Below are 24,192 nucleotides of genomic sequence, written 5' to 3' on the forward strand. Positions count from 1 at the left end.
TTTGTTCACTTCGATTGCGTCCCGACTCGCCTGTTGTCGGTTGCGGACGCGGCGGGTCGTGCCTGGGTGTCATACGCTGGTGCGACGATCGGAGAGCACCGGGCGACCCAGCCGCCGCAAAAGCGACACCAGCCGGCGAAGGAAGGCATCGTGGCGAAGTCGGTTCTCTGTAGCTTCCACTGCGAGCCTCATATCGGCTACAACGAGCTGGTCGCAAGTCTGGAATCGTGGTCAAGGCAGGGTGTGGTCCGTTCATGATGACCGCCAAAGCCAGCTGTCCGTTCTGCGAGATCGTCCGGCGCGAGGCTCCGGGCGCCCGAGAGGTCTACCGCGACGAGAGCGCGGTCGCCTTCCTTCCACTGGAGCCCGCGACCCTGGGGCACACGCTCGTGGTGCCGCGTATCCACGCACCCGATGTGTGGTCACTGGACGAGCGGACCGCCGCCCACCTGGCCCGAGTCACCCTGAGGTTGTCGCATGCGGTGAAGCGCGCAACAGCGCCGGAGGGGCTGAACATAATTCAGTCGAACGGAGCCGTCGCCACGCAGAGCGTGTTCCACCTGCATGTTCACATCGTCCCCCGTTGGTCCAACGACGGAGTGGGCCCAATTTGGCCGCCGGAAACCAGCTACTCGGAGAAGCAGAAGGACGACGTCTGGGAGCGACTCCGATACGAGTGCGACGAGGTGGGTGCGCGGTGACGCAGGCTGGCGAGAGAAGTGCCGTCGACGCCGACGACCGGCGCAGGCACCTGGACTATATTCAGGCCGTCGTCGCGCGGATGTCGACAGCCTCCGCCGCCGCGAAGAGCTGGCTGCTCCCGGTCGTGACCGCGGCCTACGGATACGCTCTGACGACGGGGGTGGGTTCCGTCGCCGTACTGGGTGTCGCGGCCGTGCTCCTGTTCGGATTCCTGGACGCCAACTATCTGAGGCAGGAAAAGGCCTACCGGAGACTTTATGACGCGGTGGCGCGCGGGACGAGAGAGGTCCCGCTATTCTCTCTCGACCCCTCCCATGCCGACGATCCCGCCCTTCCGGCGGTCACGCTGCGGCAAAAGATCCAGCTGCGCATCGGTCGTTGGTTCCCGGACCGAAACGTTTGGTTCTCCTGGTCGGTTGCTCCCTTCTATGGATCCCTCGTGATTATCGGCTGCCTCATTGGAGTGTTGACCGGGTAGTGACTCGCTCTGCTTGATGCCGAGGTCGCCACGCGGGTCCGACTCGTGTCGCTGCCGGATCAGGCCGTCCCGGCGGGGCCCCTCAGGAGCGCCGTGCCGAGGGCGTACGGAGCGAGTCGAGCGCCATCGCCTCGCGGGTGCCCGGCTCGGCCGAGTAGACGAGCACGGTCTGATCGCTGTCCGGTACCTGGAGGGTGTCGCAGTCGAGTTCGATCGTGCCCAGCTCGGGATGGTTGATGCTCTTGGTCGCGGTACGCCACCGAGCGGAGGTGCCCTCCCGCCAGAGCTCGTCGAATCGCGGGCTGCCCCGGCGCAGCTCTCCGATCATCCGCGCCAGTTCGGGGTCTCGGGGGTAACGGGCCTGGGCGGCGCGCAGCGTACCGACCGAGGCGCGGGCGGCGGCGTCGTCCTCGTCCGGTCCGGCGGCGACCTGGCAGCGGCTGCTACCGAGGAAGCGTTGCCAGATGAGGTTGCGCCGCGACCGCGGCCAGGCGGACATGTCACCCTGGAGCGCCGCCCCGAGGGGGTTCCAGGCCAGCACGTCGCCCTTGGCCGACAGCACCAGGACGGGCAGCTCCGACATCCGGTCCATGAGTCGAAGCAGGCTCGGTCGAACGGTCGTCGCCACACGTCCAGCGGGTGGCGGCTCGTGCCCGGCGAGCCGGAACACCAGATCGCGGTCGTCCTCGTCGAGGCGCAGGGCCCGGGCCAGCGCGGCGACGACCTGGGGCGAGGGCCGTGGGCCGCGCCCCTGTTCGAGCCGGACCACGTAGTCGACGCTCAGGTCCGCGAGCATCGCCACCTCTTCCCGGCGCAGGCCCGGCACCTGGCGGCGGGTACCGGACGGCAGCCCGACGTCCCGGGGCCGTACGCGAGCCCGGGCGCTGCGGAGTACCTCGGCGAGTCCGGCGCGGTCCACCTCCCGATCATGCCGCACGGGTCGCGCCGTTCGGCTGGTACCACCGGTCCCAGGCCCCGGCCGCCCTGGTGGGACCGGGTGCGCGCACCGACGATCGGCCCATGACGGACGTGCAGACGGTGGCGCTGGTCACCGGAGCGAACAAGGGGCTGGGCCGGGAGACCGTACGGCGCCTGGCGGGACAGGGCTGGCTGGTCTTTCTGGCCGCCCGGGACCGGGAACGTGGCACGCGGGCCGCGGCCGAGCTGGTGGGCGAGGGGCTGGACGTCGAGTTTGTCGAGCTCGACGTGACCTCGGACGAATCGGTGGCGGCTGCCGTGGAGACGGTCGCCGGACGCGTGGGCGGCCTGGACGTACTGGTCAACAACGCCGGAGTGGGCGGCCCGCTGCTGGATCCGGCCGAGCTGGGCGCTGACGCGCTGCGGCGGCTGTACGAGGTCAACGTGGTCGGTCAGGTTCGGGTCACGCGCGCGTTCCTGCCGTTGCTGCGGAAGTCCGGGCAGCCTCGCATCGTCATGGTCTCCAGCGGTCTCGCGTCGCTGACGAACGCCGGCGACCCGACCCGCCCCGAGTCCGGCTTCCTGAGCCTGGACTATGCCTCGTCGAAGTCGGCGCTCAACATGATCGTGTCCCAGTACGCTCGGGCGTTGCCGGGTTTCAAGGTCAACGCTGCCGATCCGGGCTTCCCGGCGACCGACATGAACAATCACACGGGTATCCACACCGTGACCGAGGGGACCGATGTGGTGATCCGCCTGGCCACCTGGGACCCGGACGGACCGACCGGTGGCTTCTTCGACCGCGACGGCTCCGTCCCCTGGTAGTGGCAGCCCGCAGCGGCGCCACACGAGAGCGAGAAGTGGACGCCACGCGAGAGCGAGAAGTGGACGCCACGCGAGAGTGAGAAGCCGGCGTCACACGAGACCGAGAAGGCGGAAGCCACACGAGAGCGAGCGGGAGATGGCGAGAATTCTGACGGTCGGGCTGCATCCGGGCGCACTCGACTACACCGAACATCCGGGCATCGACGAGGCGACGCTGACCGCGCGGATCGAGCAGGGAAACGCGGCGCTGCGGGCGGCGGGGTTCGACGCGGTGTCGTGTCTGGTCGGCGCCGATCCCGAGGCGGCGGCGGAGGCCGTCCGTGAACGGGTGTCGAGCGAACCCTTCGAACTGGTCATGATCGGGGGTGGGGTGCGGATGGCCCCCGAGCACACCCTCCTGTTCGAGCGGCTGGTCAACGTACTGGTCGCGACGTCGCCGGGGATCCGGTTCTGTTTCAACACCTCGCCGGAGACGACGATCGACGCCATCCGCCGGTGGGTGGAGCCCGGGTCCGGCCGCTGAGAAGGCGGAACGCCCGGCGGGTCCGAAGGGACCCGCCGGGCGTTCTCACTGTCGCAATCGCCCGGCGTCGCCGGCGTGGCCGCGGCCGGTAGCCGGCCGTACGAGGCTTGCGGGCGGAGGTACGTCAGGGGACGAAACGGGTACGCCGCCGCCGGGCGACCAGGTACATGACCGTGCCCACGGCCAGCAGCGCAAGGGCGGCCCCGCCCAGCACCGGGCCGGAGACGCCGGTGATCGGCAGCGTCGGCTCCTCCTCACCGCCGCCGGCGCCGCCGGCCGGGTTCACGACCAGCTTGGCCACGTCGTTGTCCGACCTCGCGTCCGGGTTCGAGGGCTTCACCAGCACGGATCCGACGAGTTCGCCGGCGGCGTCGACGCGCAGCCCGAAGTCCCAGGTCACGGCGCCGTTCACCGCCAGCGGGTGGACCGCCGTCTCGCAGGTGTAGCCGAGTCCGGCCTTCGCGCAGCCGGCGGGGACGCTCGTGACCGTGGTGTGAGGGGGTGGCGCGAACGCCACGACCGCGGCCGGCTTCGTGAGGCCCGAGGCGTACGCGGGGCCGAGGTTCTTGACGCCGATCCTGGCGGTGACCGTGGCTCCCACGGCCGCGCTGACCCGACCGGCGACGGCGCTCACGTCGGAGCGGTTCGTCCCCTCGACCGTGAGGATCACGCTCTGCGAGTTCGAGCCGTACGAGGTGTCCGTCTGCGGGCCGGAGGCGCGCGCCACCGGCTTCCGCACCAGCCGCAGGGTGCCCTGAGTGCCGCGGACCGGGTTCGTGGCGCGGACCATGTCGAGGTGGTCGCGCCCGTCGACCGGCGTCGACCAGTCGAACGTGGCGCCGGCGACCCCCGGCGCCGGCACCTCGGGGCGCAGCCGCAGCGGCAGGTCCTCCGAGAGCACGTACTCCTGGTGCGGGTCCAGGGTGGCGTCGAAATGGCAGTACGCGGCGAAGCTGCCGTACTCGCAGTTGTCGTACCGCTTCGGCACCGTGAACATGGCCTCGTAGAAGAAGAACAGGTCGACGCCGGTGATGGCGTTGTCCCCGTCGTTCCGTACCGAGATCGGGTTGGTGAAGGTGTCGCCCGGCTTCGCCTTCTTGGTGATGATCGGTCCGACCTCCAGGGCGACCGCCTCGCTGACGGTGACCTTCGAGGTCTTGACCATCGGCGCCCGATCGCGACTGGTGAGTTTCACGCTCACCTCGCCCTCGGCGCCGACCTTCGCGCCCGCTTCCGGGCGGATTCTCAGGTGCGTGATGCCCGCGAAGAGGTTCTCCGAGGCGAGGCTGTCGAACGTGCAGGTGATCGTCGTGCCCGCCTGCTCGCACGGGTCGAAGTCGAATTCCAGTTTCGCGGTGGCGACGCCGGCGAGCCCGGCGGTCTCGATGGTGACCTTGACGTCGTCCAGCGTGAAATCGTTGTCGTAGTTGTAGAGGTAGACCGACTGCACCTTGCCGGACGATTCCGGTAGCAGCGCGGTGTGGTCGAATTCCAGCTGCGTTCCGGTGGGCAAGGCGGCCGCGGAAACTGGCGGGACGGCGTTGGCGCCGAGCAGCCCGATGCCGCAGGCGCCGAGCCAGGCGGCGGCCCGTAGCAGGCGTTCACGATTCACGAACATTCCTCCCCGTCGATAACTCAGCGATCGTACCCGTCAAGATCTCGTGCTCCATGGGCCGTTGGGACGGCGCGACCAGCTTGCCGTTCAGTCTTTTCTGGCGCCGGGTCTTCGTCACACGAAAAGGAGTTGCGTATGCCACGAGCGCGAAGGGTCGACATTCCGGTACCCCCGTATTCGGCCCCGTACGGCGGACGTGTCGCCGACGATTGACCTCGAGTTCACTCGAAGACCTACGGTGTCGGTCATGAACAGCGGAAACGACCAGTTCGGCCGGCCCGGCGGCGACTCCACCCCGATCGCCGAGAGCCGGGAGGAGAGCTTCGAGCGCGGCATGCGGATCCTGAGCCGGATCGACGGGGAGAGCGGACGGCGGGTGGTCGACTCGCTCGCCGACGTGTCGCCGGAACTCGGGCACCAGATCGTCGCCTGGGCCTTCGGCGAGATGTACCAGCGGCCGGGGTTGGCTCCCCGCGATCGGCAGCTCGTCACGCTCGGCATGCTGACCGCGCTCGGTGGCTGCGAACCGCAGTTGGAGGTGCACGTCAATGCCTCCCTGAACGTCGGACTCACCCCCGAGCAGATCGTCGAGGCGCTGCTGCACGCCGCCGTCTACTGCGGCATTCCCCGGGCGATCAACGCGACGATGGTGGCCAAGAAGGTCTTCGGCGAACGGGGTCTGCTGCCGGTCGCGTCGTAACCGCCCGACGCCCTCCGAGCCCGGTGAGCCAGGCCTTAGCGCCGGAGCGCGGAGGGCGGTACGGGCGGTCCGACGGGCCACGTCTCGGGCCGGCGGCAGTCGCCCTCGCGGCGGAACCCGTCGGCGACCACCTGACCTCTGGCCTGCGGATCCGGCGCCGGGCCGGTCACGTTCAGTGTGACCGCGCAACCGGCGAGGTCCGGAATTCCGAGAACGCGGGGTGGGGTCGACCAGCCGGCCGGAGGCGGCGGCGAGGAATCTCCGGCCGTCACATTGACCAGCACGTCGCCGACCTCCAGCGCGACGTTCACGTACGGGCGCGAGCGGTCGAGGCTCACCCGCATCGAACAGGCCGTCAGGTACGCCCCCGGCGGCACCGCCGTGAGCCGTACGGGCGAGGCGCAGCGGGAGGTCTGCCCGAAGTCGATGACGTCGGCGATCTCCACCACCTCGCCCTCGCTGAGCTGGTCCGCAGTCGCCAGCATCGTCAGCCCGTCGGCGGGACTCCACCGGAGCCAGTGTTGGAACCGGCCGTCGGCCGATTCCAACGTGGTCAGCGTCGCCGGTCGGCCGGCCAACTGGACCGTACGGGTGACCGGCGGGAGGTCGCCGGGCGCGGACGCCGACTCCGGCGGAAGCTCCTCCTGGCCCTGGCCCCGCGTCAGCGCGACCGAGAAGCTGGCGGCGTTCCCCGCCCGGCTGAGCAACCCGAGCGAGATCCGCTCCGCGACACCGGGTTGCACCACCCAACCGGCCTCCTGCACGAGGAGGGGAATCCTGCCGGCGGAGAAGTGCACCACCGACGGGTCCGTGGCCACCAGGTCGGGACGGGCGAGGACGCTCGGACCGCCGGGTCCGGGCAGGGTGGGCAGGCGGTGGTCGCCCACCGCGGGTTCCCGTACGGAACCGGGGCGCCGGGGCAGTGCGGTGCGCAGGGACGGCGTCGGTGACGGGCTGATCGAGGTGCGGTCGGCGGGTGGCGGCTCCGGGGCTCCGAGGTTGGCGACGGTCACCGCGGCGGTCACGAGGACCAGGCTGACCAGGCCGGCCGTACCCACCGCCGTGACGAGCCGCCGCCTGCGCCGGTGCGCCGCCCGCCGCAGACTGCCGCGCAGCAGCGCGTCGGCGTCGATGTCCCGCTCGGCGCGGTGTCGTAGGGTCGCGACCAGGTGTTCGTCCAGATCAGGGCTCATCGCTGCCTCCCGTTCTCGCTCCGGGTCGGTCCGGTCGGCCAGCCCGCCGTGCCCAGCTGTGCCCGTACGGCCGCCAGGGCCCGCATCGCGTGGGTACGCACCGTCGCCTGCGAACAGCCGAGGATGGCGGCGATGGACGCGTCGTCGAGGTCCTCGTAGTAGCGCAACGCCAGTACCGCGCGCTGCCGGTCGGGCAGTACCGAGACGAGCCGCCACAGCGCCTCCCGGTCGGCCGCCTCGGTACCGATGTCCTTCCACCCCGGCTGGTCACCGACGTCGGCGACCACCACCTCGTGGTTGGCCCGCCGACGCCACCAGGACCGGGACGCGTTGACGAGCATCCGTCGCAGGTAGCGGTCGGGCTGGTCGGTCCGGCAGATCCGTGCCCAGCGCGGATAGGCGCGCGCCAGCACCTCCTGCACCAGGTCGTCGGCGCGGTGCGCGTCCCGTACGAGCAACCGCGCCAGCCGTACCAGCGCGGGCCCGCGGGCGAGCACGTACTCCTCGAAGGTCACACCCTTTTCAACGCCCCGGGCCGCCGCCACTGTTGACCCCTCGACCCGATCAAGGGTGGGCGACGGACGGCCGGCCGTGAACTCGTTTCCGGCGGAGTCGCAATAACTGAGCGGAGGGCACGCTTCACAGAGAGGCCGTCGATGCAGCGAGCGAGACGAGACCGGACACCGGCCGAGGTGGGAGACGACGACTCGGCGGTCATCCGGCGGTCACTACGGGAACCGGAGCGGTTCGGTGTGATCTTCGACCGGCACGCGCCGCACATCCACCGGTACCTGTGCCGGCGGCTGAACGCGGAACTCGCCGACGACCTGGTGGGCGAGACGTTCCTGGCCGCGTTCCACAGCCGGGAACGCTACGACCTGACCCGGCACGACGCGCGGCCCTGGCTGTACGGCATCGCGACGAACCTGAGCAGCCGGCATCGCCGGGCCGAGCTGTCCGCGTACCGCCTGAGCCAGGCCGTCGGCCCGGACCCGGCCGAACCGAGCCACGCCGACCAGGTCGCGGCGGACGTCACCGCCCAGGCGCTGCGGTCGCTGCTGGTCACCGCGCTGTCCGAGTTGGCGCCGGGCGACCGGGACGTGCTGCTGCTGATCGCCTGGGAGCAACTCAGCTACGACGAGGTCGCGGCGGCGCTCGCCATCCCGGTCGGGACCGTGCGATCCCGCCTGCACCGGGCCCGGCAACAGATCCGGAAGACACTCGGCCACACCAACCCCAGCAACGTCACGGAGGAGCCGGTACGGCATGGATGAGATGCGACTGATCGAAGAGCTCAGCCGGGAGGCTCCCCCGCCGAGCGGGGACGGACTGGCCCGGGCCCGGGACCGGCTGGTGGCGGCGATGGCGGAGCGGCCCGCCACCTGGGTACGCGCCGTCCGGCCCGCCCGCCGCCGCTCCGCGTGGCGGTCCGCCTGGACCGGACTCGCGGCGGTCGCCACCGCCGTGATCGCCGTCGCGGTGTACGTGCTGGCGCCCGACCAGGTCGGGGGCCGGGTGCCCGCGGCCAACGCCGAGGCCGCCCGGGTGCTGAACCAGGCGGCGGCGGCCGCGCTGCGGGTTCCGGACGTGGAGCCGCGCCCCGACCAGTTCGTCTACACGAGGTCACAGTCGGGCGGCCAGCTCAGGCAGGACTGGCGCTCGGTCGACGGGACCAGGGACGGGCTCGCGCTCGTGCAGGAGGGCGGTCGCAGCGAGCGGATTCCCCTGCCGGGCTGCCGGGACGGGCGCAGGGTTGCGGTGAAGGGTGACCGGGTCGACCCGGCGCGAACCGAACCGTGCGTACCGGAACCCGCCTATCTCCGGGACCTGCCGGCCGATGCCCGGGGCGTGCGCGACTACCTGCTGGCGCACAGCAACAATCCCGGTGACGTCAATTCCCTCGGCAAGGACATCCTGGAGATTTCGCTTTCGTACCTGCGGCCGAACGTGCGCGCCGCGCTCTTCGCGGCCGCGGCGGAGATTCCCGGCCTCACCGTGGTCGAGCACGCCACCGACGGCGGCGGCCGGCGGGGCATCGGGATCGGCTGGTCCTACGAGGGAAGGTCGGGTCAGCTCGTCTTCGACGCCGACACCCACGTCTTTCTGGGTACGCCGGAGTCGGCGGTCCTGGCGATCGAGATCGTCGACCGGGTCGCCGCGCCGAACTGAGCCACGACCCGGCGTCGGCGATCGGGCGCCGACGATCCGGCGCGAGCAGATCCCCTGGTGATCCCCGGTGCCGGCGGGCGCAGCCGCGTCCGCCGGCACCGGACCGGCCCTTCTGGAGTGACCAATCATGTGTTCCCGGGTGATCCTGGCGTTCGCGATCGCGGCGGTCGTGCTCGGTGCGGCGCTGTTGGTTCCCGCCGCCTATTCCCAGTTCGTCGCCGGAACCGGTACGGCGCGCGACGGGAGCGGGGGCGTCCCCGCCGGGCCGGTGGAGGCGCTCCTCGTCCCGCCGGCCCCGCCCACCCTCACGGCGGGCCGGGTCTCCGTCTCCTTCGAGGGCAGCTTCCTCTCCTGGGCACTGCTGGAACGCCGCAGCGGCAGGCTCTCCGGCCCCGGGAACCTGTCGTCCACCAACTCGACCGAGTCGATGCTCAAGGTGTGGCTCGTCTCGGACTATCTCCGCCGGCTCGGCGACCGGGAACCGAGCCGGCAGCGGCTCGACCAGGCCGAGAGCGCGATCGTGGACAGCAACGACGACTCCGCCAACGCCCTCTGGCGGGCCGGCGGCGGCGGTGCGGTGCTCGACCGCCTGATCGACATCTGCGGGCTGACCGAGACCGGGCCCGGGACCGTTCCCGGCTACATCGGCTGGTGGAGTTTCACCACCATGTCCCCGAGGGACGCGGTACGGATGGGCGACTGCGTCGCCAGCGGCAGGGCGGCCGGCCGCAGGTGGACCCCATGGGTACTGGAGACCATGGGCAAGGTCCGTGGCACGGTCGACGAGCAACGGGCGCGTTCCGGCGGTGGCCGCTGGGGCATCGTCGACGGCCTACCGAGGAGCATCGCCGCCCGGGTCAGCATCAAGAACGGCTGGACGAGCCTCAACTACGACCGCAACTGGCACGTCAACTGCCTCGCCCTCGCCGACGACTGGGTGCTCGCCGTGATGATGCGTTACCCGGCGGCCCGTGGTCTCCGCTACGGTGCCCGGGTCTGCGCCAGCGTGGCGACCCAACTTGTCACCCCGGGGCCCGGCGCCGCGCTACGCGTGCCGAAGCGGTGAGGCGCAGGACCCCGGCGGGCGCGAGTAGCGGCGTCCGCCCGATGGCCCCTACGCTCGCCGCAGCACGGCGCACAACAGCGTGCCCTTGCCGAACTCGCCTACCTGAACCAGTTCCCACCCGGATCGGGCCAGCACGTCGGCGGCGGCCAGGATCTCGGTGATGCCGGCGTGCGCGAAGCGCTGCTTCGAGAAGACGCCCAGGTGGCGGTGGGGGTAGCCGTCGAGGTCGACGCCGTCGAGCACGACATCGGCGGCGACGGTACGCCGGCGAGCGATTTCCTGGGGTGAGTTGTGGTCGACCAAGGCTGTCACCTGTCCGGCTTCCGATGTCGTCCCGCGCGGGGCTCAGCGCTGGACGGGCGGCGTCGGGGCCGGCCGGCGACGCACCACGGCGCGGTGTGAGTTGTCGTCCGGGTACAGGTTTACCAGTTCCCAGGACTGGGCCTCCAGCCACTCGACCGCGGCGAGCAGCGACGGCATCCCGCCGATGTGGCGGTACGCGACGAGCACGAGGTAACGGTGCGGGTAGGCGCCGAGGTTGACCTCACCGCTGAGCACGTCGGTCGCGATGGCGGTGCGGTTGCCGATCGCGTGGTTGGTCTTGGTGTTGACGGGTGGGATCGGCTGCATGCCGGCGAGGCTAGCGCCGCCGCGCCACCGCCGCCGCGGCGGCGGTGGCCGGCGCGGGGCGCGGCCACGGGCGGCTCAGCAGGTGCCGAAGCCCTCGTCGAAGAGGCGCCGGGCGTACTCGGCGTACCCGGCGACGGTCTTGCGCACCGTCCGTCCGTCGTGGAGGAAGAGGTACGCCCGGTCGCCGTCGCGGGCGAGCAGCCCGTCGAACCGGTACGTCCCGCGGGGCGCGGTCAGCCGGGTCAGCGCCGGGTAGGTGGCCCGTACCTGGCTGACCGGGGTGCCGATGGTGACGCCCTCCGGGGTGCGTACGGGAGGATCGGCCCAGAGCAGCACCAACCGGTCGTGGTCGAAGACGGGGCTGACCGCCTCCATCCCGTTCAGCCCGGACGCGCAGGACGCTCCTCGTGCCCCCAGCACCCCGCGCTGGGTCAGCTCCTGTTCGGTGTCGCCGAACTCGACGTTGGGCAGCCCCGCCAGGTCGAGCACGTCGGCCCCGTACGGCGTCGCCGGCCGCTCCGGGCCCCTCGTCGGGCGACTGTCCGAAGTGGTCGGAGCGGTCCGGGTGCCGCCGCTGGTGGAAGCGGCGGCCGCGACGATCAGACCGACGAGTAGCAGTGTTTTGCGCGCTTTCATGTAAATCCTCCGGGTGCCCAACGGAGTGGGCGCCGGAAGGTTGCTGCCTCCGTCCACATCCTGTGGATAGAACATGTGTACGACCGAGAGTCTCGATCTGATCGGTCAGCCCGCCCCGCCCCTTCGGTGGAGGCCGGCACCGCTCAGCCGGGAGGGTCGGCGGTCGGCTTGGTCTTCCCGACGGGTGGGTCGGCGGTCGGCTTGGTCTCCCCGGTGGCGGGCTCGGTCAGTGGGAACGCCATCAGGGTGGCGCCGACCCGTACCGTCCCCGGCGCGTGCGGCGGCTGGGCCGCCTCGTGCAGCTCGGCCATGAGCGCGGCGAGCCGCTCCCGTACGCCGTCCCAGACCTCCGGCGCAACCCAGAGCTCGGCGTCGGTGCTGACCCCGGCCGCGCCCGGCGCCCGCCGGCCGGCCCGCTCCCGCAGGTTGTGCGCGAGCGACTCGGCGACCAGCCCGCTCCCCTCCCGCTGGTCGGACAGGGGTGTACCGGGCACGGTGCGGTACCGCCGTTCCCGTCCGCCCCGCCGGACCCGCACCTCGACGAGTTCGACCATGCCGGTCTGGTCCAGCCGGCGCAGGTGCTGGCTGGCCAGCGCGTGCGAGATGCCCAGCTCCCGAGCGAGTTCCGCGGCCGAGAAGGGCGCGCTCCACATCAGCGACAGCATGCGCAGCCGCAGCGGGTGGGCCATCGCCCGAAGCCTCGGATCGGTGCCGGTCACGCCGGTCAGTAAACCGCGCGCCGTGCCGCCGGCCAACCCCCAAGCATTGACTTGGGGGTCGTTCTCCGGAATTCTCCAGAGGCGGCGGCGCGTGGGGCGGGGCGACACCGCCACCCCGCTCGCCGACGGGGAGGAGAACCGGCATGAGCTGGGGGACGGCGCGGATCCTCGGCAACCGGGACGCCGCGCTCTACCTGGGCGCCGCGCTCGTCTCGGGGTTCGGCACCTCCGCCATGATGCTCGCCGCCGGCGTGTGGGTGAAGACGCTCACCGGGTCCAGCAGCCTCGCCGCGCTGACCGGCTTCTGCCTCTGGGCACCCACCCTGGTCGGCCCGATCCTCGGGGTACTGGCCGACCGGTTGCCCCGCCGGGCGCTGCTCGTCGCCGTACACGCGGGCCTCGCGCTGCTCCTGCTACCGCTGCTCGCCGTCGGATCGGCCGACCGGGTCTGGCTCGTCTTCGCCGTGCTTCTCGGCTACGGCGTCGGCTTCGTCCTCGCCGACGCGGCCGAGGCCGCCCTGGTGCCCGCCGTCGTCCCGGGCGAGCTGCTCGGCGACTTCAACGGGCTGCGGATGACCGTCAGCGAGGGAATGAAGCTGGTCGCCCCGCTGGCCGGCGCGGGACTCTTCGCACGGTTCGGGGCCGCGCCGGTGGTGCTGCTCGACGCCGTCACCTTCGCGCTCGCGGCGTTCGTCTTCACCCTGCTCCGGGTACGCCGGGAGCGGCCCGTCGCCGCGCACGCCGGCTGGCGTCGACAGCTCGCCGAGGGCGTACGCCACCTGGTACGTCACCCGATCCTGCGGCCCCTGGTCGGCGCCGCCGCCGCCATCATGGGGCTGGGCGCGCTGCGGGGCGCCGCGCTCTACGCCATCGTGGACGACGGGCTGCACCGCGCCCCGGCGTTCGCGGGAGCGATCGCCGCGGTACAGGGGGTCGGTTCCATCCTCGGCGGCCTCCTGACCGGGCCGCTGCTGCGCCGGCTCGCCGAACGGGCCGTCGTCGCCGCCGGGATCGCGCTGGTCTCCGGCGGTATCGCGCTGAGCGCCGCCCCCTGGGCCACCGCGGTGCTCGCCGGCGCCCTGCTCGCCGGGTCCGGGCTGCCCAGCGTGCTGATCGCGACGCTGACCGCGGTGCAGCGCGAGACCCCCGGCGAGCTGACCGGCCGGGTGGTGGCCACCACCAACACCCTCACCGCCGTACCGCTGGTCGTCGCGAGCCTGGTCGGGGCCGGCCTGATCACCGTCATGGATCACCGGCTGCTGCTCGCCCTCGCCGCCGGCGCCGGGTTGCTGACGGCCGGCAACTGCCTGCGCCCGCCGGCACGCCGCGGCCAGACCGGATCGCCGCCGCCGACCGCCGGTGACGGAGCGGGAGTTCGGGCGCCGGCCGGGACGGCGTGGAGGGTACGTGCGCGCCGGTGACGGCGTGAAGGGTTCGTGCGCCGGCCGGGGCGACGCCGCCGTAGCGGGCCGGACGGTCGGGTCCGATCGGGAGGCGGTCAGTCGCCGTCGCGCCGCGCCGGATCGCCGCCGATCCAGCCGCGCTCCCGTGCCAGCAGGGCGGCCTGGAAACGGGTCCGGGCCCCGAGCGCGTTCATGATCGCGGTTACCTCCTTCTGCACCGTACGGCGGCTCGTCCGCAGCGCCCGCGCGACCGACTCGTCCTTCAGACCGGCGGCGAGCAGCAGCAACACCTGCCGGGCCCGCTCGTCCAGACCGGTCGCGGGCCGGCCGTCCCGCGCCGAGTGCAGCGGCACCGCCCGTACCCAGATGCTCTCGAAGAGCGCGATCAACGCGTCCAGCAGCGGCGACGGGTGGACCACCAGGGCGCCGACGCCCGGCTCGTTCACCTTGAGCGGTACGAATCCCGTCCGTCCGTCGAAGAGCGCCAGCTTCATCGGCAGCCCGCCGATGCTGCGCGCCTCCTCGCCGAGTTCGATGCTCTCCCGCACGATCGCCAGCGTGGTCGGGTCCGCCAGCGCCTCGCTCCCGTAGACCGACCGGCAGCGTACGCCCCGCTCGGCGCCGGCCCGCTCGGCCAGCAGCGCGGTACCGGCGTCGTCGCCCGAGACGTACGGGGGCACCGACAGGGCCGCGAACTCCGTCTTCGTGCTCCCCATCAGCTGCAGGTAGTAGCGGATCACCTGTTCCCGGCCGACGATGACCTCGATCAGGTCCGCGACGCTCTCCTGCGCCGCCGCCGCGCGGAACTCGCCCTGCAACTCCTTGGCGAAGAGCCGGATCTGGGCCAGTTCCTCGCCCTGGTGGCTGACCAGTCGCTCCAGCGCCAACTCGGGCGGGTTCGCCGAGTAGCCGGGCGGGTTGGTCAGCGTACGGCTGATGAGTCCCTGCTCCTCCAGCCAGTGCAGTGCGCCGCCGAGCGTACGGGGGGAGACGCCCAGGCCGTCGGCCAGGTCACGGGCAGAGCGGCCCGGCCCCTGCTTGATCAGATACCGGTAGACCCGTTCGTGAACCGGGCCGACCCCGACCGCGCCGAGCCGGGGGCTGGGCTGTGGCGCGCTCACGGGTACCCCTGCGCGTTCTGCTGGACGTCGGCACGCTAGCACTTCGATCTCGCCACCGGCCAGCGAGTAAGAGCCCGGGTCCGCTATCGAGAGCCCCGGGCCGGCGAGTCACGGCCCCGGGCCGGCGGATGGGGATCGCCGGCCGGCGACGGGGACCGGCGCGGGCGGCCGGGTCGTGACGGTGGGGGAGCCGGTGACGCTGCCTACGGGAGGGACCATCGGATGGAGGAGAATCTTGCGCCGACCTGCCCTGTTCGGATCACTGGCCGCCGTCGCCGCCCTGGTGGCGCTCGCCGGGACCGGCTGCGCCACGACCAACCCGGACCCGGTCTGGGTGGCCGCCGCGTCGGCCGATCCGAGCGGGGCCGCCAGCCCGGGCGGTACTACCACGCCCGCGCGGCTGCCGAAGGTCACCTCGGCCTGTGAGCTGCTTCCCGCCGCGGTCGTCGTGGAGGTGCTGGGCGGCTCGCGGAGCACCAGGATCACCGCGACCGAGCGGCCGGTTCAGGACGCCGAGACCCAGCCCGAGTACACCTGTGTCTACGGCCAGGGCAGCCGCGAGGTGCTGGCGTTCAAGGCCTCGGTCCTGCCCGACCGGGCCGACACGGCGACCAGGACCATCGACGCCATCGCCACGGCCAGCAAGGCGAAGACGACCCGCCTCGACAAGCTGGGCGACGGCGCGGTGTCGTACGTGACCGACGGCTACCGGGTGCTCGCCGCCACGGTCGCGTACCGGGACGAGCTGCGCCTGCTGGTGTTCAGCGGCCCGTCGATCGTGCCCCAGGACCGGCTCGTCGAGCTCGCCAACCGCGTCCTCGCGAAGGTCTGAGCCCGAGCCGCGCCGAGCGCAAGCCCGAGCTGAGCCGCGCCGAGCCCACAGCCCGAAGTCCCTGCCCGTGCCGGGCGCGCGGCCGAGTCGACCGGTGCGGGACGTCGGGCGGCCGGGTGCCCCATCGACCCGACCGCCCGCTCCCGTACCGCCGTGGCGTGGGGACCCCACACGGCGGTACCCACCTTCAATCCGGGAACAGCGTCGTGCGGCGCGGTCGCGTCACTCGCGCCGGTGCCGCTCCCCGGACGGGGCCGGACTCGGCGTACGGGGCGACCCGGGTCTGACGCGGATCCCGGTGCGGTGACGGGTGTGACGCGGTGACGGCCGGCGGCGCTGGTACGGGTGAGCCGTGCATCCGATTTCAATCCATCGATCCCACGGCCGCGCGTACCGGAGTCCTACCCGCTGGAGGAACACCTTGCGCCGACCCGCCCTGCTCGGATCGCTGACCGCGGTGGCCGCCGCCGCCGTACTCGGCCTCGCGTCGCCCGCCGTGGCGATCAACAGCTACAACGCCCAGCCCGCACCAGAGCGCACCGAGGTCGGGGCGCTGATCGTGCAGTGGGACCGGGACGGCGACCCGGCCACGCCCGACGTGGTGGACTGGGTCTGCTCCGGCACGATGATCAGCCCGGACGTCTTCCTGACCGCCGCCCACTGCACCACCGACTGGGCTCCGGGTGCCCGCTTCTACGTCTCCCTGGAGCAGGACGTGGCGGGCGCCCTGGCGAGCGCGAGCGCCGCCGGGCTGCCGCCGGAGCGGATCGCCGCCGCGGTGGGCGTCGAGGGCACCGCCCACACCAACCCGGCGTACCCGGGCAACTCGGCCGACGCGCACGACATCGCGGTGGTCACCTTCGACGCCGCCCAGCGGGCGGAGCTGGCGCGCCGCTGGTCGTTCGCCCCGGCCCGGCTGCCCGGCCGCGAACTCCTGTCGCAGCTCGGGTCGCGCCGCCTGGAGGCCGACGAGTGGCAGGTCATGGGGTACGGCACCGAGGAGTCGCAGCGCGGCCCCGGCGGCCAGACCCACCCGGGCGGCGGGGTGCGGATGAAGGCCACCGTCGGCTTCAACGCGCTGAACCCGACCTGGGTGCGGCTCGCGATGAACGAGAGCCGTGACTACGGCGGCGCCTGCTACGGCGACTCGGGCGGGCCGAACTTCGTCACCGTCGAGGGGGTACGGCTGCTCGCCGCCACCACCATCACTGGCGACATGCCCTGCTACGCGACCAACGTGGTGTACCGGTTGGACACCGACACCGCGCGCGACTTCCTGTCCCAGTTCGTCACGCTGCCGTAGGGGGGACACACACCCTTCGCGCCCGGTCCGGGGGCGTGCCGCTTGAGCGGCCGGCCCGCCATCCGGTACCAATCGCGAACGCGGCGGTCGGTGACGGCCGGACGGCCGGTCGGGTGGAAACCACCCGACCGGCCGTTTCGCGTACTCCCGGCCCCGGCGGTCCGCGCTGCCGCCGGCTGACCGATGCGTCACCGGTACGCCATTGGCGCTGGCCGGTCACCCTCTGCTTCGGTGTGACGCAACGGCGGGTCCGGACGCTGATCCTGCCGGTGGAGTGGCTCGGCCGTGCTCCGCGACCCGAGCGCCGGCGGGAACCCGCCGGTACCGCGTGGCCGCTCCGCGAACACTCGAAGGGGGTGCTGGTGCCGCAGGTCTGTCCGCGACCGGGGACGCGATGAGCCGCCGCGCCGATCGGGACCCGACGGGTCGCGGCGGTACGCCGGACGGCTCCGGTCCGACCGGATCGGAGGCGACCAGGGACGCCGAGCTGTCGGCGACCCTGGCGGCGGCCCGCGCCGGCGACGACGAGGCGTTCCGGACGCTGTACCGGGTGCTGCAGCCGCTCCTGCTCCGCTACCTGCGCGCGCTGGTCGGGGCCGACGCCGAGGACGTCGCCTCCGAGACCTGGTTGCAGATCGTCCGGGACCTCTCCTCGTTCGAGGGCGACTACGACCGGTTCCGCGGCTGGGCGGCGACGATCGCCCGGCACCGGGCCCTCGACCACGTCCGGTACACGCGGCGGCGCCCGAGCATCGCCGTACCGGCGGAGGAGTTCGGCGCGCTACCGGACGGTTCGGACGCCGCCGGGCTGGCGCTGGAGGCGGTCTCCACCCGCGCCTCGATCGAGCTGATCGCCACGCTGCCCCGGGACCAGGCCGAGGCGGTGCTGCTGCGGGTGGTGATGGGGCTGGACGTGGCGGCGACCGCCCGGGTGCTCGGCAAGCGGGCCGGTGCCGTCCGGACCGCCGCGTACCGTGGTCTGCGCCGCCTCGCCGAACGCCTGGACCGGTCGGGACAGTCGGCCGAGGGGAGCGGCGGATCCGGGGCGACGGGCCCCGCCGGGCCGGATTCGACACGGACCGTGACGCCGGCGCCCGACCTGACGCTGAGAGACATGAGATGAGGACATCCAGGCGTAGCGGCGTCGACCGCGACACCGCCGATCGGCTGCTCGACGGCGCGGCCGTGGGCGGGTCGGAGCGGCTCAACCTTCTGCTCGCGGCCGCGGCCGCCCCGGGCCGGCCGGACGAGCTGACCGGCGAGGCGGCGGCCGTCGACGCGTTCCGGGCCCAGCGCGCCGGCACCCTCGCGGTGGCCCCGGCGCGGCGGCCGAGACCGCGTACCGGCGCCGGCAGGCTGCTGACGGTCAAGGCGGGCATCGCGGCGGCGCTCGCCGTGGCGGCCACCGGCGGCGTGGCGCTGGCCGCCACCACCGGCGTCCTGCCCGGCCCGTTCGACGGCGGCTTCCACCGGGAACTGCCGGACGGGACCCCGACCCCCGCCGGGCCGACAACCGGGTCGAGCCCCGGCGCGCCAAGCGGCACGCCCGGCGGCGCGACGGGCGGCGGCACGGTCACGCCCGCGCCGGATCCCGCGCTGGTCGGGCTCTGCCGCGCGTACCGGGCCGCCGGTGACCGCGACCGGGTGCTGGACACGCCCGCGTTCCGCAGCCTGGTGCTGGCGGCCGGGAACCGGAACGCGGTGCCGGCGTACTGCGCCGCCGTGCTGACCGGGCGGGACGCCGCCGGTACGCCCCATCCGACCGGCAAGCCGGCGCACCCGTCGAATCCGCCGGGGCGGTCGACGCCGAAGCCGGAGAAGTCGGCCAGGCCGTCGTCCGCGCCCACGAACCCGGCCGGCCAGGAGCGGAGCGGCGCGGGCCCGAGCCGGCAGCAGCAGGTCGCACCCGACGCCTCGGCCGGCCACCCCGGCCGCCCAGCCTGAGTCGAGGGTCACATGTCCGTACCGCAGATCCACCGGGACGCGCCCGTGGCGCCCGTACCGCCCGGGCCCGTGGTGCCGCGACCGCTGCCGCCCGTACGGCCCGGCGAGGAACCGGCCCGGCCGGTCTTCGTCGACCAGACCGGCCGGCGCCGCCGGCTCACCGTCCTGGCCGGCGCCGGCATCGCCGGCGGCCTGCTGGTCAGCCTCGTTCTGCTCGGTCTCGGCCTCTTCGCCGGTACGCCGCTGTCGGTGCCGGGCTGGCCCGGTGTCGACAACGCCCAGCACGGCCGCGCGGAGACCGGGGCCGAGCGGTCGAACGGCTCACCCGGCCCGACCCCGGCCGGGCCGAGACAGGCGCCGGTGGCCACCCCGGTACGGGACGGGGCGAACGCGACCGCGCCGGGGGCGCCGCGGTCCCGGGCCACGGCGTCGCCGGCCCCCCGCCCGACCGGGACCGACCGGCCGGGCCAGGGCGACGAGCACCGGAACAACCCGTCGGGCAAGCCCTCCCGGTCGCCGGGCAGACCGTGAGCCGCGAACCCAGGCTCCGCCCGGGCCGGCACGTCGCGGTACGCGACCCCCGCGCGCACTGGCTGCTGCTGGTGCTCGGGCTGCTCGTCCTGCTGGTGGTGCTGACCCTGCACGGCTACGTCGACGGCATCGGCGGCGGTACCGGCCATCCGGCCGGCGCCGCCGCCGCGGCGCCGGCCGACCCGGGGCTGACCCGGGGCGGGCCGGTGGTGCGGCTCGACGGTCCGACGCCGGTGAGTCGCGCCATGCCCGCCCGCACCATCGCGCTGACCTTCGACGACGGTCCGGACCCCGAGTGGACCCCGCGCGTCCTCGACGTGCTGCGGCGGCACGGCGCGCACGCCACCTTCTTCGTGGTCGGCTCCCGCGTGAACGAGCACCCGGAGCTGGCCCGGCGGATCGTCGCGGAGGGGCACGAGCTGGGCTCGCACACCTTCACCCATCCGGACCTCGCGGTCCTGCCCGGCTGGCGGCGCGACCTCGAACTCGGCCTCACCCAGAACGCGATCGCCTCCGCCACCGGCCGGCAGGTCACCCTCTTCCGGCCGCCGTACTCGTCCGGACCCGGGAGCCTGACCGGGCCGGACGCCGACGTGCTGCGCGCCGTGGGCCGTACCGGGTACATCGCGGTGCTCAGCGACCGCGACACCGAGGACTGGCGGCGCCCCGGCGTCGACGCCATCGTCGCCGGAGCGGAGCGGGGCGAACCCGGCGCGGGCGCGGTGGTGCTGATGCACGACGGCGGCGGGGACCGGGCGCAGACCGTGGCCGCCCTGGACCGGCTCCTGACCGAGCTGGGCGACCGGGGCTACCGCTTCACGACCGTCTCGGCCGGTCTCGGCGTACCGCCCTCGGACGCCGCCGCCGGCCGGGGTGCCCGGCTGCGCGGGGCGACGCTGCGGTACGCGCAGCTCGGCGCCGCCGCGCTCGCCACCGCGATGGACTGGCTGCTCGGGGTGGCGCTGGTGCTTGGCGTGGCCCGGCTCGTCGGGCAGGTGGTGGCGACCCGGGTGCACCTGCGGCGGGTACGGCGGCGCTGGCGGCGCGGCCGGCGGGAGATCCTGGCGCCGGTCTCGGTGATCGTGCCGGCGTACAACGAGGCGGCGAACATCGCCGCCACCGTCCGCTCGCTGGTGACCAGCGACTACCCGTACGTCGAGGTCGTCGTCGTGGACGACGGATCAAGCGACGGTACGGCCGAGATCGTCGAGCGGCTCGGCCTGCCCGGGGTACGCGTGATCCGCCAGCCCAACGCCGGCAAGCCGGCCGCCCTCAACACGGGCATCCGGTACGCCCGTGCCGACCTGGTGGTCCTCGTCGACGGGGACACCGTCTTCCAGCCGGACACCGTCTACCGGCTCGTGCAGGGCTTCGCCGATCCGACCGTCGGCGCGATCTCCGGCAACACCAAGGTGGCCAACCGGCGCCGGCTGCTCGGCCGCTGGCAACACCTGGAGTACGTGATCGGCTTCAACCTCGACCGCCGGATGTACGACGTGCTGGGCTGCATGCCGACCATTCCCGGTGCGATCGGGGCGTTCCGGCGGCAGGTGCTGGTCGACGTGGGCGGTGTCCCCTCGGACACGCTCGCGGAGGACACCGACCTGACGATGCGGGTGCTCCGGGCCGGCTGGCGGGTGACGTACGAGGAGTCGGCGCTGGCCTGGACGGAGGCCCCGTCGTCGCTGCGGCAGCTGTGGCGCCAGCGGTACCGCTGGTGCTACGGCACGATGCAGGCGATGTGGAAGCACCGCGCGGCGGTGGCCGAGCGCGGTCCGGGCGGCCGGCTGGGCCGCGTCGGCCTGGCGTACCTGGCGGTCTTCCAGGTGCTGCTGCCGCTCGCGGCGCCCGCCGTGGACGTCTTCGCCCTCTACGGGCTGCTCTTCCTGCCCTGGTCGCAGCTGCTGCTCGCCTGGTTCGGGCTGCTCGCCCTGCAGGCGCTGACCGCCGGCTACGCGCTGCACCTGGACCGCGAGCGGTACGGCCCGCTCTGGAGCCTGCCGTTGCAGCAGGTGGTCTACCGGCAGGTGATGTACCTGGTCGTGATCCAGTCGGTGGTGACCGTGCTGATGGGCACCCGGCTGCGCTGGCACCGGATGGTGCGTACCGGCGAGGCCGCCGCCTTCGCCCGCGCCGGGACCGGTGCCCCCTCCTCGTAGCGGCGCCCCCTCGGCCGGCCCGGTGCCGCCGGATGGATCGACGGCGGCGCAATCAGGAAGGCGATGATCGATCCAAGTTGACAAATGGATTATGGTCCTCCGTCCGATCTCCTAGCGTCGGTGTCGCCGCCGCCCGAGCCACCGGGGCCACGGGCGACAGCTGGACGGAGGCAGGGATGCGCCACTTGACCATCGTGGTCTCGACAAGCCTGGCGGTACTGTCCGGGCTCGTGCCGGCGGGTGCGCCGGCACGGGCAGACACGACGAGTTCCTCCGGGAGGGTGGCCACGGCGGCCGCCACGTTCCACGACCGGCCGATCAGCGACCCGGACACGGCCCAGGCGCTCGCGGAGGCGTACTGGACGCCGGAGCGGATGCGGGCGGCGCGGCCGGTGCCGTTGCCGGAGGGGGCGGAGGAGCTGGCGGGCGAAGCGACCGACCGGCCGGGCCGGGTCGGCGAGCCGCGCAACGGGGCGGAGCCGGCGGGCCCGCTGACCGACGCGCCGCTGGCCGAGACGTCGCGGGCGGACGGCCGGACGGGTGGTGCCGGCACGCTCGCCGCCGGTTCGGGCGGGGCCGGGGTGCTCGCGGCGACCGCGTCGCCCGGCGTCGGCAAGGTCTTCTTCACCGACACGGCCGGCGAGGACTGGGTCTGCTCCGGCGGCACCATCAACAACCCGACCGCCAACCTGGTCTCCACCGCCGGCCACTGCGTGCACGGCGGCCGGCGCGGTACCTGGCACAAGAACTGGGTCTACGTGCCCTACTACGACCACGGTGCCGCTCCGTACGGCGTCTGGGCCGCCAAGCAGTTCACCTCGGTGGCGGGCTGGACGGACTGGAGCTTCCTCTGGTGGGACTTCGCCTTCGTCAACGTCTGGCCCAGGAGTGGGAAGAAGCTGGTGCACACCACCGGTGGGCACGGCATCAGCTTCAACCAGCCCAAGCAGATGCCGATCACACTGCTGGGCTACCCGAGCGCCCCGCCCTTCGACGGTCAGTGGCAGCAGTACTGCCAGGGCACCATGAAGGCGGGCGGCGCGCAGCGGGTCCGGCTCGGGTGCCCGATGACGCAGGGTTCCAGCGGCGGGCCGTTCCTGCAGTCGTACAGCAACACGATTCGCTTCGGGTTCGTGAACTCGGTCATCTCGCACGGGTTCAGCGGTGACCTCTGGGGCCCCTACTTCGAGGAGGACGTGGCGGACGTCTACGACTCGGCCAAGAACTTCAGCTGACCAACCGCCCGTGGGACGGGAGCGGGGCCGGTGCCAGGGAGGCACCGGCCCCGCTCCCGTCGCGCCGCGACGGGGAGCCGGACCCGGCCGAACCTGGATCAGCAGTAGAGGTTGTTCCCGGCCGGAACGCCGAGGATGCCGACGAACTGCTGGTACTTGGTGACGCGGCTCTGCACCTGGGCGGGGTTGCCGCCGTTGCATTCGATCGAGCCGTTGATGCTGCGGATGGTCTCGCCGAAGCCGGCGCCGTTGACCATCGCGTTGTGCGGGGTCATGGTGCCCGGCCCGTTCTGGGTCATCCAGTACCAGATGGCGGTCTTCCAGGCCACGGCCGCGTCGTTCTGCACCAACCACGGGTTGGTCAGCAGGGGCAGCCCCAGGGCGTTGCCGGCCGCGTTGTAGTTGAAGTTCCAGCTCAGCTGGATCGGCCCGCGCCCGTAGTAGGCGGCCTGTCCGGCCGGGCAGCCGTACGGCTGGTTGGGGTCGCAGTAGTGTGGGTAGTTCGCGGTGTTCTGCTCCACGATGTAGACGAGCCCGCCGGTCTCGTGCGACACGTTCGCGAGGAACGCGGCGGCCTCCTGCCGCTGCACGGTGGCGCTGCCGCTCTTGGTGAACGCCGGGTAGGCGCTGAGGGCGGCGACGAGTCCGGAGTACGTGTAGAACGAGTTCCGACCCGGGAACATCTGGTTGAACTGCGCCTCACTGACCACGAAGCCGCCCGACGGCGGCGGGTCGGTGGGCGGCTGGCCGCCGCAGGTGTACGGCTCCCAGTACCAGGTGCTGACGACCGGGTCGTAGCCCGGGTTCTCGTGCTCGGCGAGGTAGTACCGGCCGTCGGTGTACCGCACGATGCTGCCGGCCGGGTACCAGGTGCCGGCGACCCAGTTCGGGTAGTCGCAGCTGCCCCCGGGCGGCGGCGTGGTGCCGCCCCCACACGCGCCGAGGTCCTGCCAGACGCCGGTGGTACCGGGCGGCGCCTCGTTCTGGGTCCACCACTTCGCCTGGTAGTTGCGGCCGTTGCGGGAGGCCTGGTCGCCTCCCCAGTAGACGGTCGAAGCCTGCCAGGGGGCGGCGCAGGCAGCGGCCGAGGCCGGGGTCGACGGGACGATCGCCACCAGTCCGCCGGCGACAACCAGTGCCGCAAGCGCGACCAGGGCGCGCAGTCTCGACATGTGATCACTCCTTCCACGGGACATCGAACTCCACGGGACGTCGGGCCGATGGCTGGCGCGCGCATCGACAGGAGTGACTGTAACATGTTCTGTTTGTAAACTTTACTAATAACTTTGCTGGGCCTGCATGATCCGCACAAATACCGAGAAATAGTCCCCTCCGGCGCGTTCGAGGCCACTCTTTCTCGGTATTTGTGCGGATCAACGGGTGGGTCGGGCGGGACGCTCCGGGCGTCGGTACCGTCGCGGTGATGAGCCATGCCGGAGGTCACGGGGACGGTTCGAGCCGGGTGGGCGAGTCTGCTGTAGCGCGGTTGT

Annotated in this window: 26 protein-coding genes; 16 read left to right on the plus strand and 10 right to left on the minus strand. The window is 72.8% G+C overall.

Annotated elements, in window-relative coordinates:
• Nucleotides 1-254 precede the first annotated feature (254 nt).
• Both AB0J86_RS27795 and AB0J86_RS27800 read left to right on the plus strand, forming a co-directional pair.
• Nucleotides 255-701: an HIT family protein gene (locus tag AB0J86_RS27795; RefSeq protein WP_363860565.1), complete on the plus strand. Its 447-nt coding sequence runs from the start codon at nucleotides 255-257 to the stop codon at nucleotides 699-701.
• The gene (locus tag AB0J86_RS27800) at nucleotides 698-1,180 is read left to right on the plus strand and encodes a hypothetical protein (protein ID WP_363860566.1); all 483 of its coding nucleotides are present in this window, start codon (nucleotides 698-700) and stop codon (nucleotides 1,178-1,180) included. The genes AB0J86_RS27795 and AB0J86_RS27800 overlap by 4 nt, the downstream gene beginning before the upstream one ends.
• Nucleotides 1,181-1,262: 82 nt before the next feature.
• Here AB0J86_RS27800 and AB0J86_RS27805 read toward each other — a convergent pair whose 3' ends face one another.
• Entirely contained in the window at nucleotides 1,263-2,099 is an 837-nt protein-coding gene (locus AB0J86_RS27805; protein ID WP_363860567.1) for a helix-turn-helix transcriptional regulator, read from the minus strand.
• Between the two features lie 101 nt (nucleotides 2,100-2,200).
• Between AB0J86_RS27805 and AB0J86_RS27810 the strand changes: the two genes are divergently transcribed.
• Nucleotides 2,201-2,923 carry an SDR family oxidoreductase gene (locus AB0J86_RS27810; protein ID WP_363860568.1) on the plus strand — a complete coding sequence of 241 codons (723 nt, stop codon included), beginning with the start codon at nucleotides 2,201-2,203 and terminating at the stop codon, nucleotides 2,921-2,923.
• 136 nt (nucleotides 2,924-3,059) lie between these two features.
• Entirely contained in the window at nucleotides 3,060-3,446 is a 387-nt protein-coding gene (locus AB0J86_RS27815; RefSeq protein ID WP_363860569.1) for a hypothetical protein, read from the plus strand.
• Between the two features lie 124 nt (nucleotides 3,447-3,570).
• On the opposite strand, the gene AB0J86_RS27820 is transcribed toward AB0J86_RS27815, so the two are convergent.
• A complete protein-coding gene (locus AB0J86_RS27820; RefSeq protein WP_363860570.1) occupies nucleotides 3,571-5,058 on the minus strand; it encodes a hypothetical protein in 1,488 nt (495 codons plus the stop codon).
• A 250-nt stretch (nucleotides 5,059-5,308) separates the two neighbouring features.
• On the opposite strand from AB0J86_RS27820, the gene AB0J86_RS27825 reads away from it, so the two are divergent.
• On the plus strand, nucleotides 5,309-5,761 hold the full coding sequence (locus AB0J86_RS27825) for a carboxymuconolactone decarboxylase family protein (RefSeq protein WP_363860572.1): 453 nt from the start codon (nucleotides 5,309-5,311) through the stop codon (nucleotides 5,759-5,761).
• Nucleotides 5,762-5,796: 35 nt separating this feature from the next.
• Here AB0J86_RS27825 and AB0J86_RS27830 read toward each other — a convergent pair whose 3' ends face one another.
• Nucleotides 5,797-6,954: a hypothetical protein gene (locus AB0J86_RS27830; protein WP_363860573.1), complete on the minus strand. Its 1,158-nt coding sequence runs from the start codon at nucleotides 6,952-6,954 to the stop codon at nucleotides 5,797-5,799.
• Entirely contained in the window at nucleotides 6,951-7,469 is a 519-nt protein-coding gene (locus AB0J86_RS27835) for a SigE family RNA polymerase sigma factor (RefSeq protein WP_363860574.1), read from the minus strand. The genes AB0J86_RS27830 and AB0J86_RS27835 overlap by 4 nt, the downstream gene beginning before the upstream one ends.
• A gap of 141 nt (nucleotides 7,470-7,610) precedes the next feature.
• Between AB0J86_RS27835 and AB0J86_RS27840 the strand changes: the two genes are divergently transcribed.
• From AB0J86_RS27840 to AB0J86_RS27850, 3 genes are all read left to right on the plus strand, one after another.
• Nucleotides 7,611-8,228, plus strand: coding sequence for an RNA polymerase sigma factor (locus tag AB0J86_RS27840; protein ID WP_363860575.1), 618 nt, complete (start codon nucleotides 7,611-7,613; stop codon nucleotides 8,226-8,228).
• Nucleotides 8,221-9,123 (plus strand): CU044_5270 family protein, encoded by a 903-nt coding sequence (locus tag AB0J86_RS27845; RefSeq protein ID WP_363860576.1) that lies wholly within the window; start codon nucleotides 8,221-8,223, stop codon nucleotides 9,121-9,123. The genes AB0J86_RS27840 and AB0J86_RS27845 overlap by 8 nt, the downstream gene beginning before the upstream one ends.
• Before the next feature lie 127 nt (nucleotides 9,124-9,250).
• Complete coding sequence (locus AB0J86_RS27850) at nucleotides 9,251-10,189, plus strand: hypothetical protein (protein ID WP_363860577.1); 939 nt, start codon at nucleotides 9,251-9,253, stop codon at nucleotides 10,187-10,189.
• A gap of 48 nt (nucleotides 10,190-10,237) precedes the next feature.
• Here the strand turns inward: AB0J86_RS27850 and AB0J86_RS27855 are convergent, their stop codons facing one another.
• From AB0J86_RS27855 to AB0J86_RS27870, 4 genes are all read right to left on the minus strand, one after another.
• Nucleotides 10,238-10,501 carry a hypothetical protein gene (locus AB0J86_RS27855; RefSeq protein WP_363860578.1) on the minus strand — a complete coding sequence of 88 codons (264 nt, stop codon included), beginning with the start codon at nucleotides 10,499-10,501 and terminating at the stop codon, nucleotides 10,238-10,240.
• Between the two features lie 33 nt (nucleotides 10,502-10,534).
• Nucleotides 10,535-10,819, minus strand: a complete 285-nt coding sequence (locus tag AB0J86_RS27860) for a hypothetical protein (RefSeq protein ID WP_363860579.1) — start codon at nucleotides 10,817-10,819, stop codon at nucleotides 10,535-10,537.
• Between the two features lie 75 nt (nucleotides 10,820-10,894).
• Nucleotides 10,895-11,455 (minus strand): hypothetical protein, encoded by a 561-nt coding sequence (locus AB0J86_RS27865; RefSeq protein ID WP_363860580.1) that lies wholly within the window; start codon nucleotides 11,453-11,455, stop codon nucleotides 10,895-10,897.
• Between the two features lie 143 nt (nucleotides 11,456-11,598).
• On the minus strand, nucleotides 11,599-12,174 hold the full coding sequence (locus tag AB0J86_RS27870; RefSeq protein ID WP_363860581.1) for a winged helix-turn-helix domain-containing protein: 576 nt from the start codon (nucleotides 12,172-12,174) through the stop codon (nucleotides 11,599-11,601).
• 143 nt (nucleotides 12,175-12,317) lie between these two features.
• Here AB0J86_RS27870 and AB0J86_RS27875 point away from each other — a divergent pair, with 143 nt between their 5' ends.
• Nucleotides 12,318-13,595 (plus strand): MFS transporter, encoded by a 1,278-nt coding sequence (locus AB0J86_RS27875; RefSeq protein WP_363860582.1) that lies wholly within the window; start codon nucleotides 12,318-12,320, stop codon nucleotides 13,593-13,595.
• A 77-nt stretch (nucleotides 13,596-13,672) separates the two neighbouring features.
• Here the strand turns inward: AB0J86_RS27875 and AB0J86_RS27880 are convergent, their stop codons facing one another.
• Nucleotides 13,673-14,698, minus strand: a complete 1,026-nt coding sequence (locus AB0J86_RS27880; RefSeq protein WP_363860583.1) for a LuxR C-terminal-related transcriptional regulator — start codon at nucleotides 14,696-14,698, stop codon at nucleotides 13,673-13,675.
• A 235-nt stretch (nucleotides 14,699-14,933) separates the two neighbouring features.
• On the opposite strand from AB0J86_RS27880, the gene AB0J86_RS27885 reads away from it, so the two are divergent.
• From AB0J86_RS27885 to AB0J86_RS27915, 7 genes are all read left to right on the plus strand, one after another.
• Nucleotides 14,934-15,530 (plus strand): hypothetical protein, encoded by a 597-nt coding sequence (locus AB0J86_RS27885; protein WP_363860584.1) that lies wholly within the window; start codon nucleotides 14,934-14,936, stop codon nucleotides 15,528-15,530.
• Between the two features lie 421 nt (nucleotides 15,531-15,951).
• On the plus strand, nucleotides 15,952-16,833 hold the full coding sequence (locus AB0J86_RS27890; RefSeq protein ID WP_363860585.1) for a trypsin-like serine protease: 882 nt from the start codon (nucleotides 15,952-15,954) through the stop codon (nucleotides 16,831-16,833).
• Nucleotides 16,834-17,227: 394 nt separating this feature from the next.
• On the plus strand, nucleotides 17,228-17,956 hold the full coding sequence (locus tag AB0J86_RS27895; protein WP_363860586.1) for an RNA polymerase sigma factor: 729 nt from the start codon (nucleotides 17,228-17,230) through the stop codon (nucleotides 17,954-17,956).
• Nucleotides 17,953-18,777 (plus strand): hypothetical protein, encoded by an 825-nt coding sequence (locus AB0J86_RS27900; RefSeq protein WP_363860587.1) that lies wholly within the window; start codon nucleotides 17,953-17,955, stop codon nucleotides 18,775-18,777. The genes AB0J86_RS27895 and AB0J86_RS27900 overlap by 4 nt, the downstream gene beginning before the upstream one ends.
• A 12-nt stretch (nucleotides 18,778-18,789) precedes the next feature.
• Entirely contained in the window at nucleotides 18,790-19,308 is a 519-nt protein-coding gene (locus AB0J86_RS27905) for a hypothetical protein (RefSeq protein ID WP_363860588.1), read from the plus strand.
• On the plus strand, nucleotides 19,305-21,467 hold the full coding sequence (locus tag AB0J86_RS27910) for a bifunctional polysaccharide deacetylase/glycosyltransferase family 2 protein (protein ID WP_363860589.1): 2,163 nt from the start codon (nucleotides 19,305-19,307) through the stop codon (nucleotides 21,465-21,467). The genes AB0J86_RS27905 and AB0J86_RS27910 overlap by 4 nt, the downstream gene beginning before the upstream one ends.
• 176 nt (nucleotides 21,468-21,643) lie before the next feature.
• Nucleotides 21,644-22,702 (plus strand): hypothetical protein, encoded by a 1,059-nt coding sequence (locus AB0J86_RS27915; protein ID WP_363860590.1) that lies wholly within the window; start codon nucleotides 21,644-21,646, stop codon nucleotides 22,700-22,702.
• Nucleotides 22,703-22,800: 98 nt separating this feature from the next.
• On the opposite strand, the gene AB0J86_RS27920 is transcribed toward AB0J86_RS27915, so the two are convergent.
• Entirely contained in the window at nucleotides 22,801-23,874 is a 1,074-nt protein-coding gene (locus tag AB0J86_RS27920) for a glycoside hydrolase family 19 protein (RefSeq protein ID WP_363860591.1), read from the minus strand.
• Nucleotides 23,875-24,192 lie beyond the last annotated feature (318 nt).

Origin of the sequence: Micromonospora sp. NPDC049559 (genome assembly GCF_040676675.1) — a bacterium.
Lineage (GTDB): Bacteria > Actinomycetota > Actinomycetes > Mycobacteriales > Micromonosporaceae > JBFAPK01.

What these genes read in the sequence shown, in the direction of transcription:
- AB0J86_RS27795 (WP_363860565.1), top strand. Translation starts at nt 255, where the DNA reads ATGATGACCGCCAAAGCCAGCTGTCCGTTCTGCGAGATCGTCCGGCGC.
- AB0J86_RS27810 (WP_363860568.1), top strand. Translation starts at nt 2,201, where the DNA reads ATGACGGACGTGCAGACGGTGGCGCTGGTCACCGGAGCGAACAAGGGG.
- AB0J86_RS27815 (WP_363860569.1), top strand. Translation starts at nt 3,060, where the DNA reads ATGGCGAGAATTCTGACGGTCGGGCTGCATCCGGGCGCACTCGACTAC.
- AB0J86_RS27825 (WP_363860572.1), top strand. Translation starts at nt 5,309, where the DNA reads ATGAACAGCGGAAACGACCAGTTCGGCCGGCCCGGCGGCGACTCCACC.
- AB0J86_RS27830 (WP_363860573.1), bottom strand. Translation starts at nt 6,954, where the DNA reads ATGAGCCCTGATCTGGACGAACACCTGGTCGCGACCCTACGACACCGC.
- AB0J86_RS27840 (WP_363860575.1), top strand. Translation starts at nt 7,611, where the DNA reads ATGCAGCGAGCGAGACGAGACCGGACACCGGCCGAGGTGGGAGACGAC.
- AB0J86_RS27845 (WP_363860576.1), top strand. Translation starts at nt 8,221, where the DNA reads ATGGATGAGATGCGACTGATCGAAGAGCTCAGCCGGGAGGCTCCCCCG.
- AB0J86_RS27850 (WP_363860577.1), top strand. Translation starts at nt 9,251, where the DNA reads ATGTGTTCCCGGGTGATCCTGGCGTTCGCGATCGCGGCGGTCGTGCTC.
- AB0J86_RS27860 (WP_363860579.1), bottom strand. Translation starts at nt 10,819, where the DNA reads ATGCAGCCGATCCCACCCGTCAACACCAAGACCAACCACGCGATCGGC.
- AB0J86_RS27865 (WP_363860580.1), bottom strand. Translation starts at nt 11,455, where the DNA reads ATGAAAGCGCGCAAAACACTGCTACTCGTCGGTCTGATCGTCGCGGCC.
- AB0J86_RS27875 (WP_363860582.1), top strand. Translation starts at nt 12,318, where the DNA reads ATGAGCTGGGGGACGGCGCGGATCCTCGGCAACCGGGACGCCGCGCTC.
- AB0J86_RS27895 (WP_363860586.1), top strand. Translation starts at nt 17,228, where the DNA reads ATGAGCCGCCGCGCCGATCGGGACCCGACGGGTCGCGGCGGTACGCCG.
- AB0J86_RS27900 (WP_363860587.1), top strand. Translation starts at nt 17,953, where the DNA reads ATGAGGACATCCAGGCGTAGCGGCGTCGACCGCGACACCGCCGATCGG.
- AB0J86_RS27905 (WP_363860588.1), top strand. Translation starts at nt 18,790, where the DNA reads ATGTCCGTACCGCAGATCCACCGGGACGCGCCCGTGGCGCCCGTACCG.
- AB0J86_RS27915 (WP_363860590.1), top strand. Translation starts at nt 21,644, where the DNA reads ATGCGCCACTTGACCATCGTGGTCTCGACAAGCCTGGCGGTACTGTCC.
- AB0J86_RS27920 (WP_363860591.1), bottom strand. Translation starts at nt 23,874, where the DNA reads ATGTCGAGACTGCGCGCCCTGGTCGCGCTTGCGGCACTGGTTGTCGCC.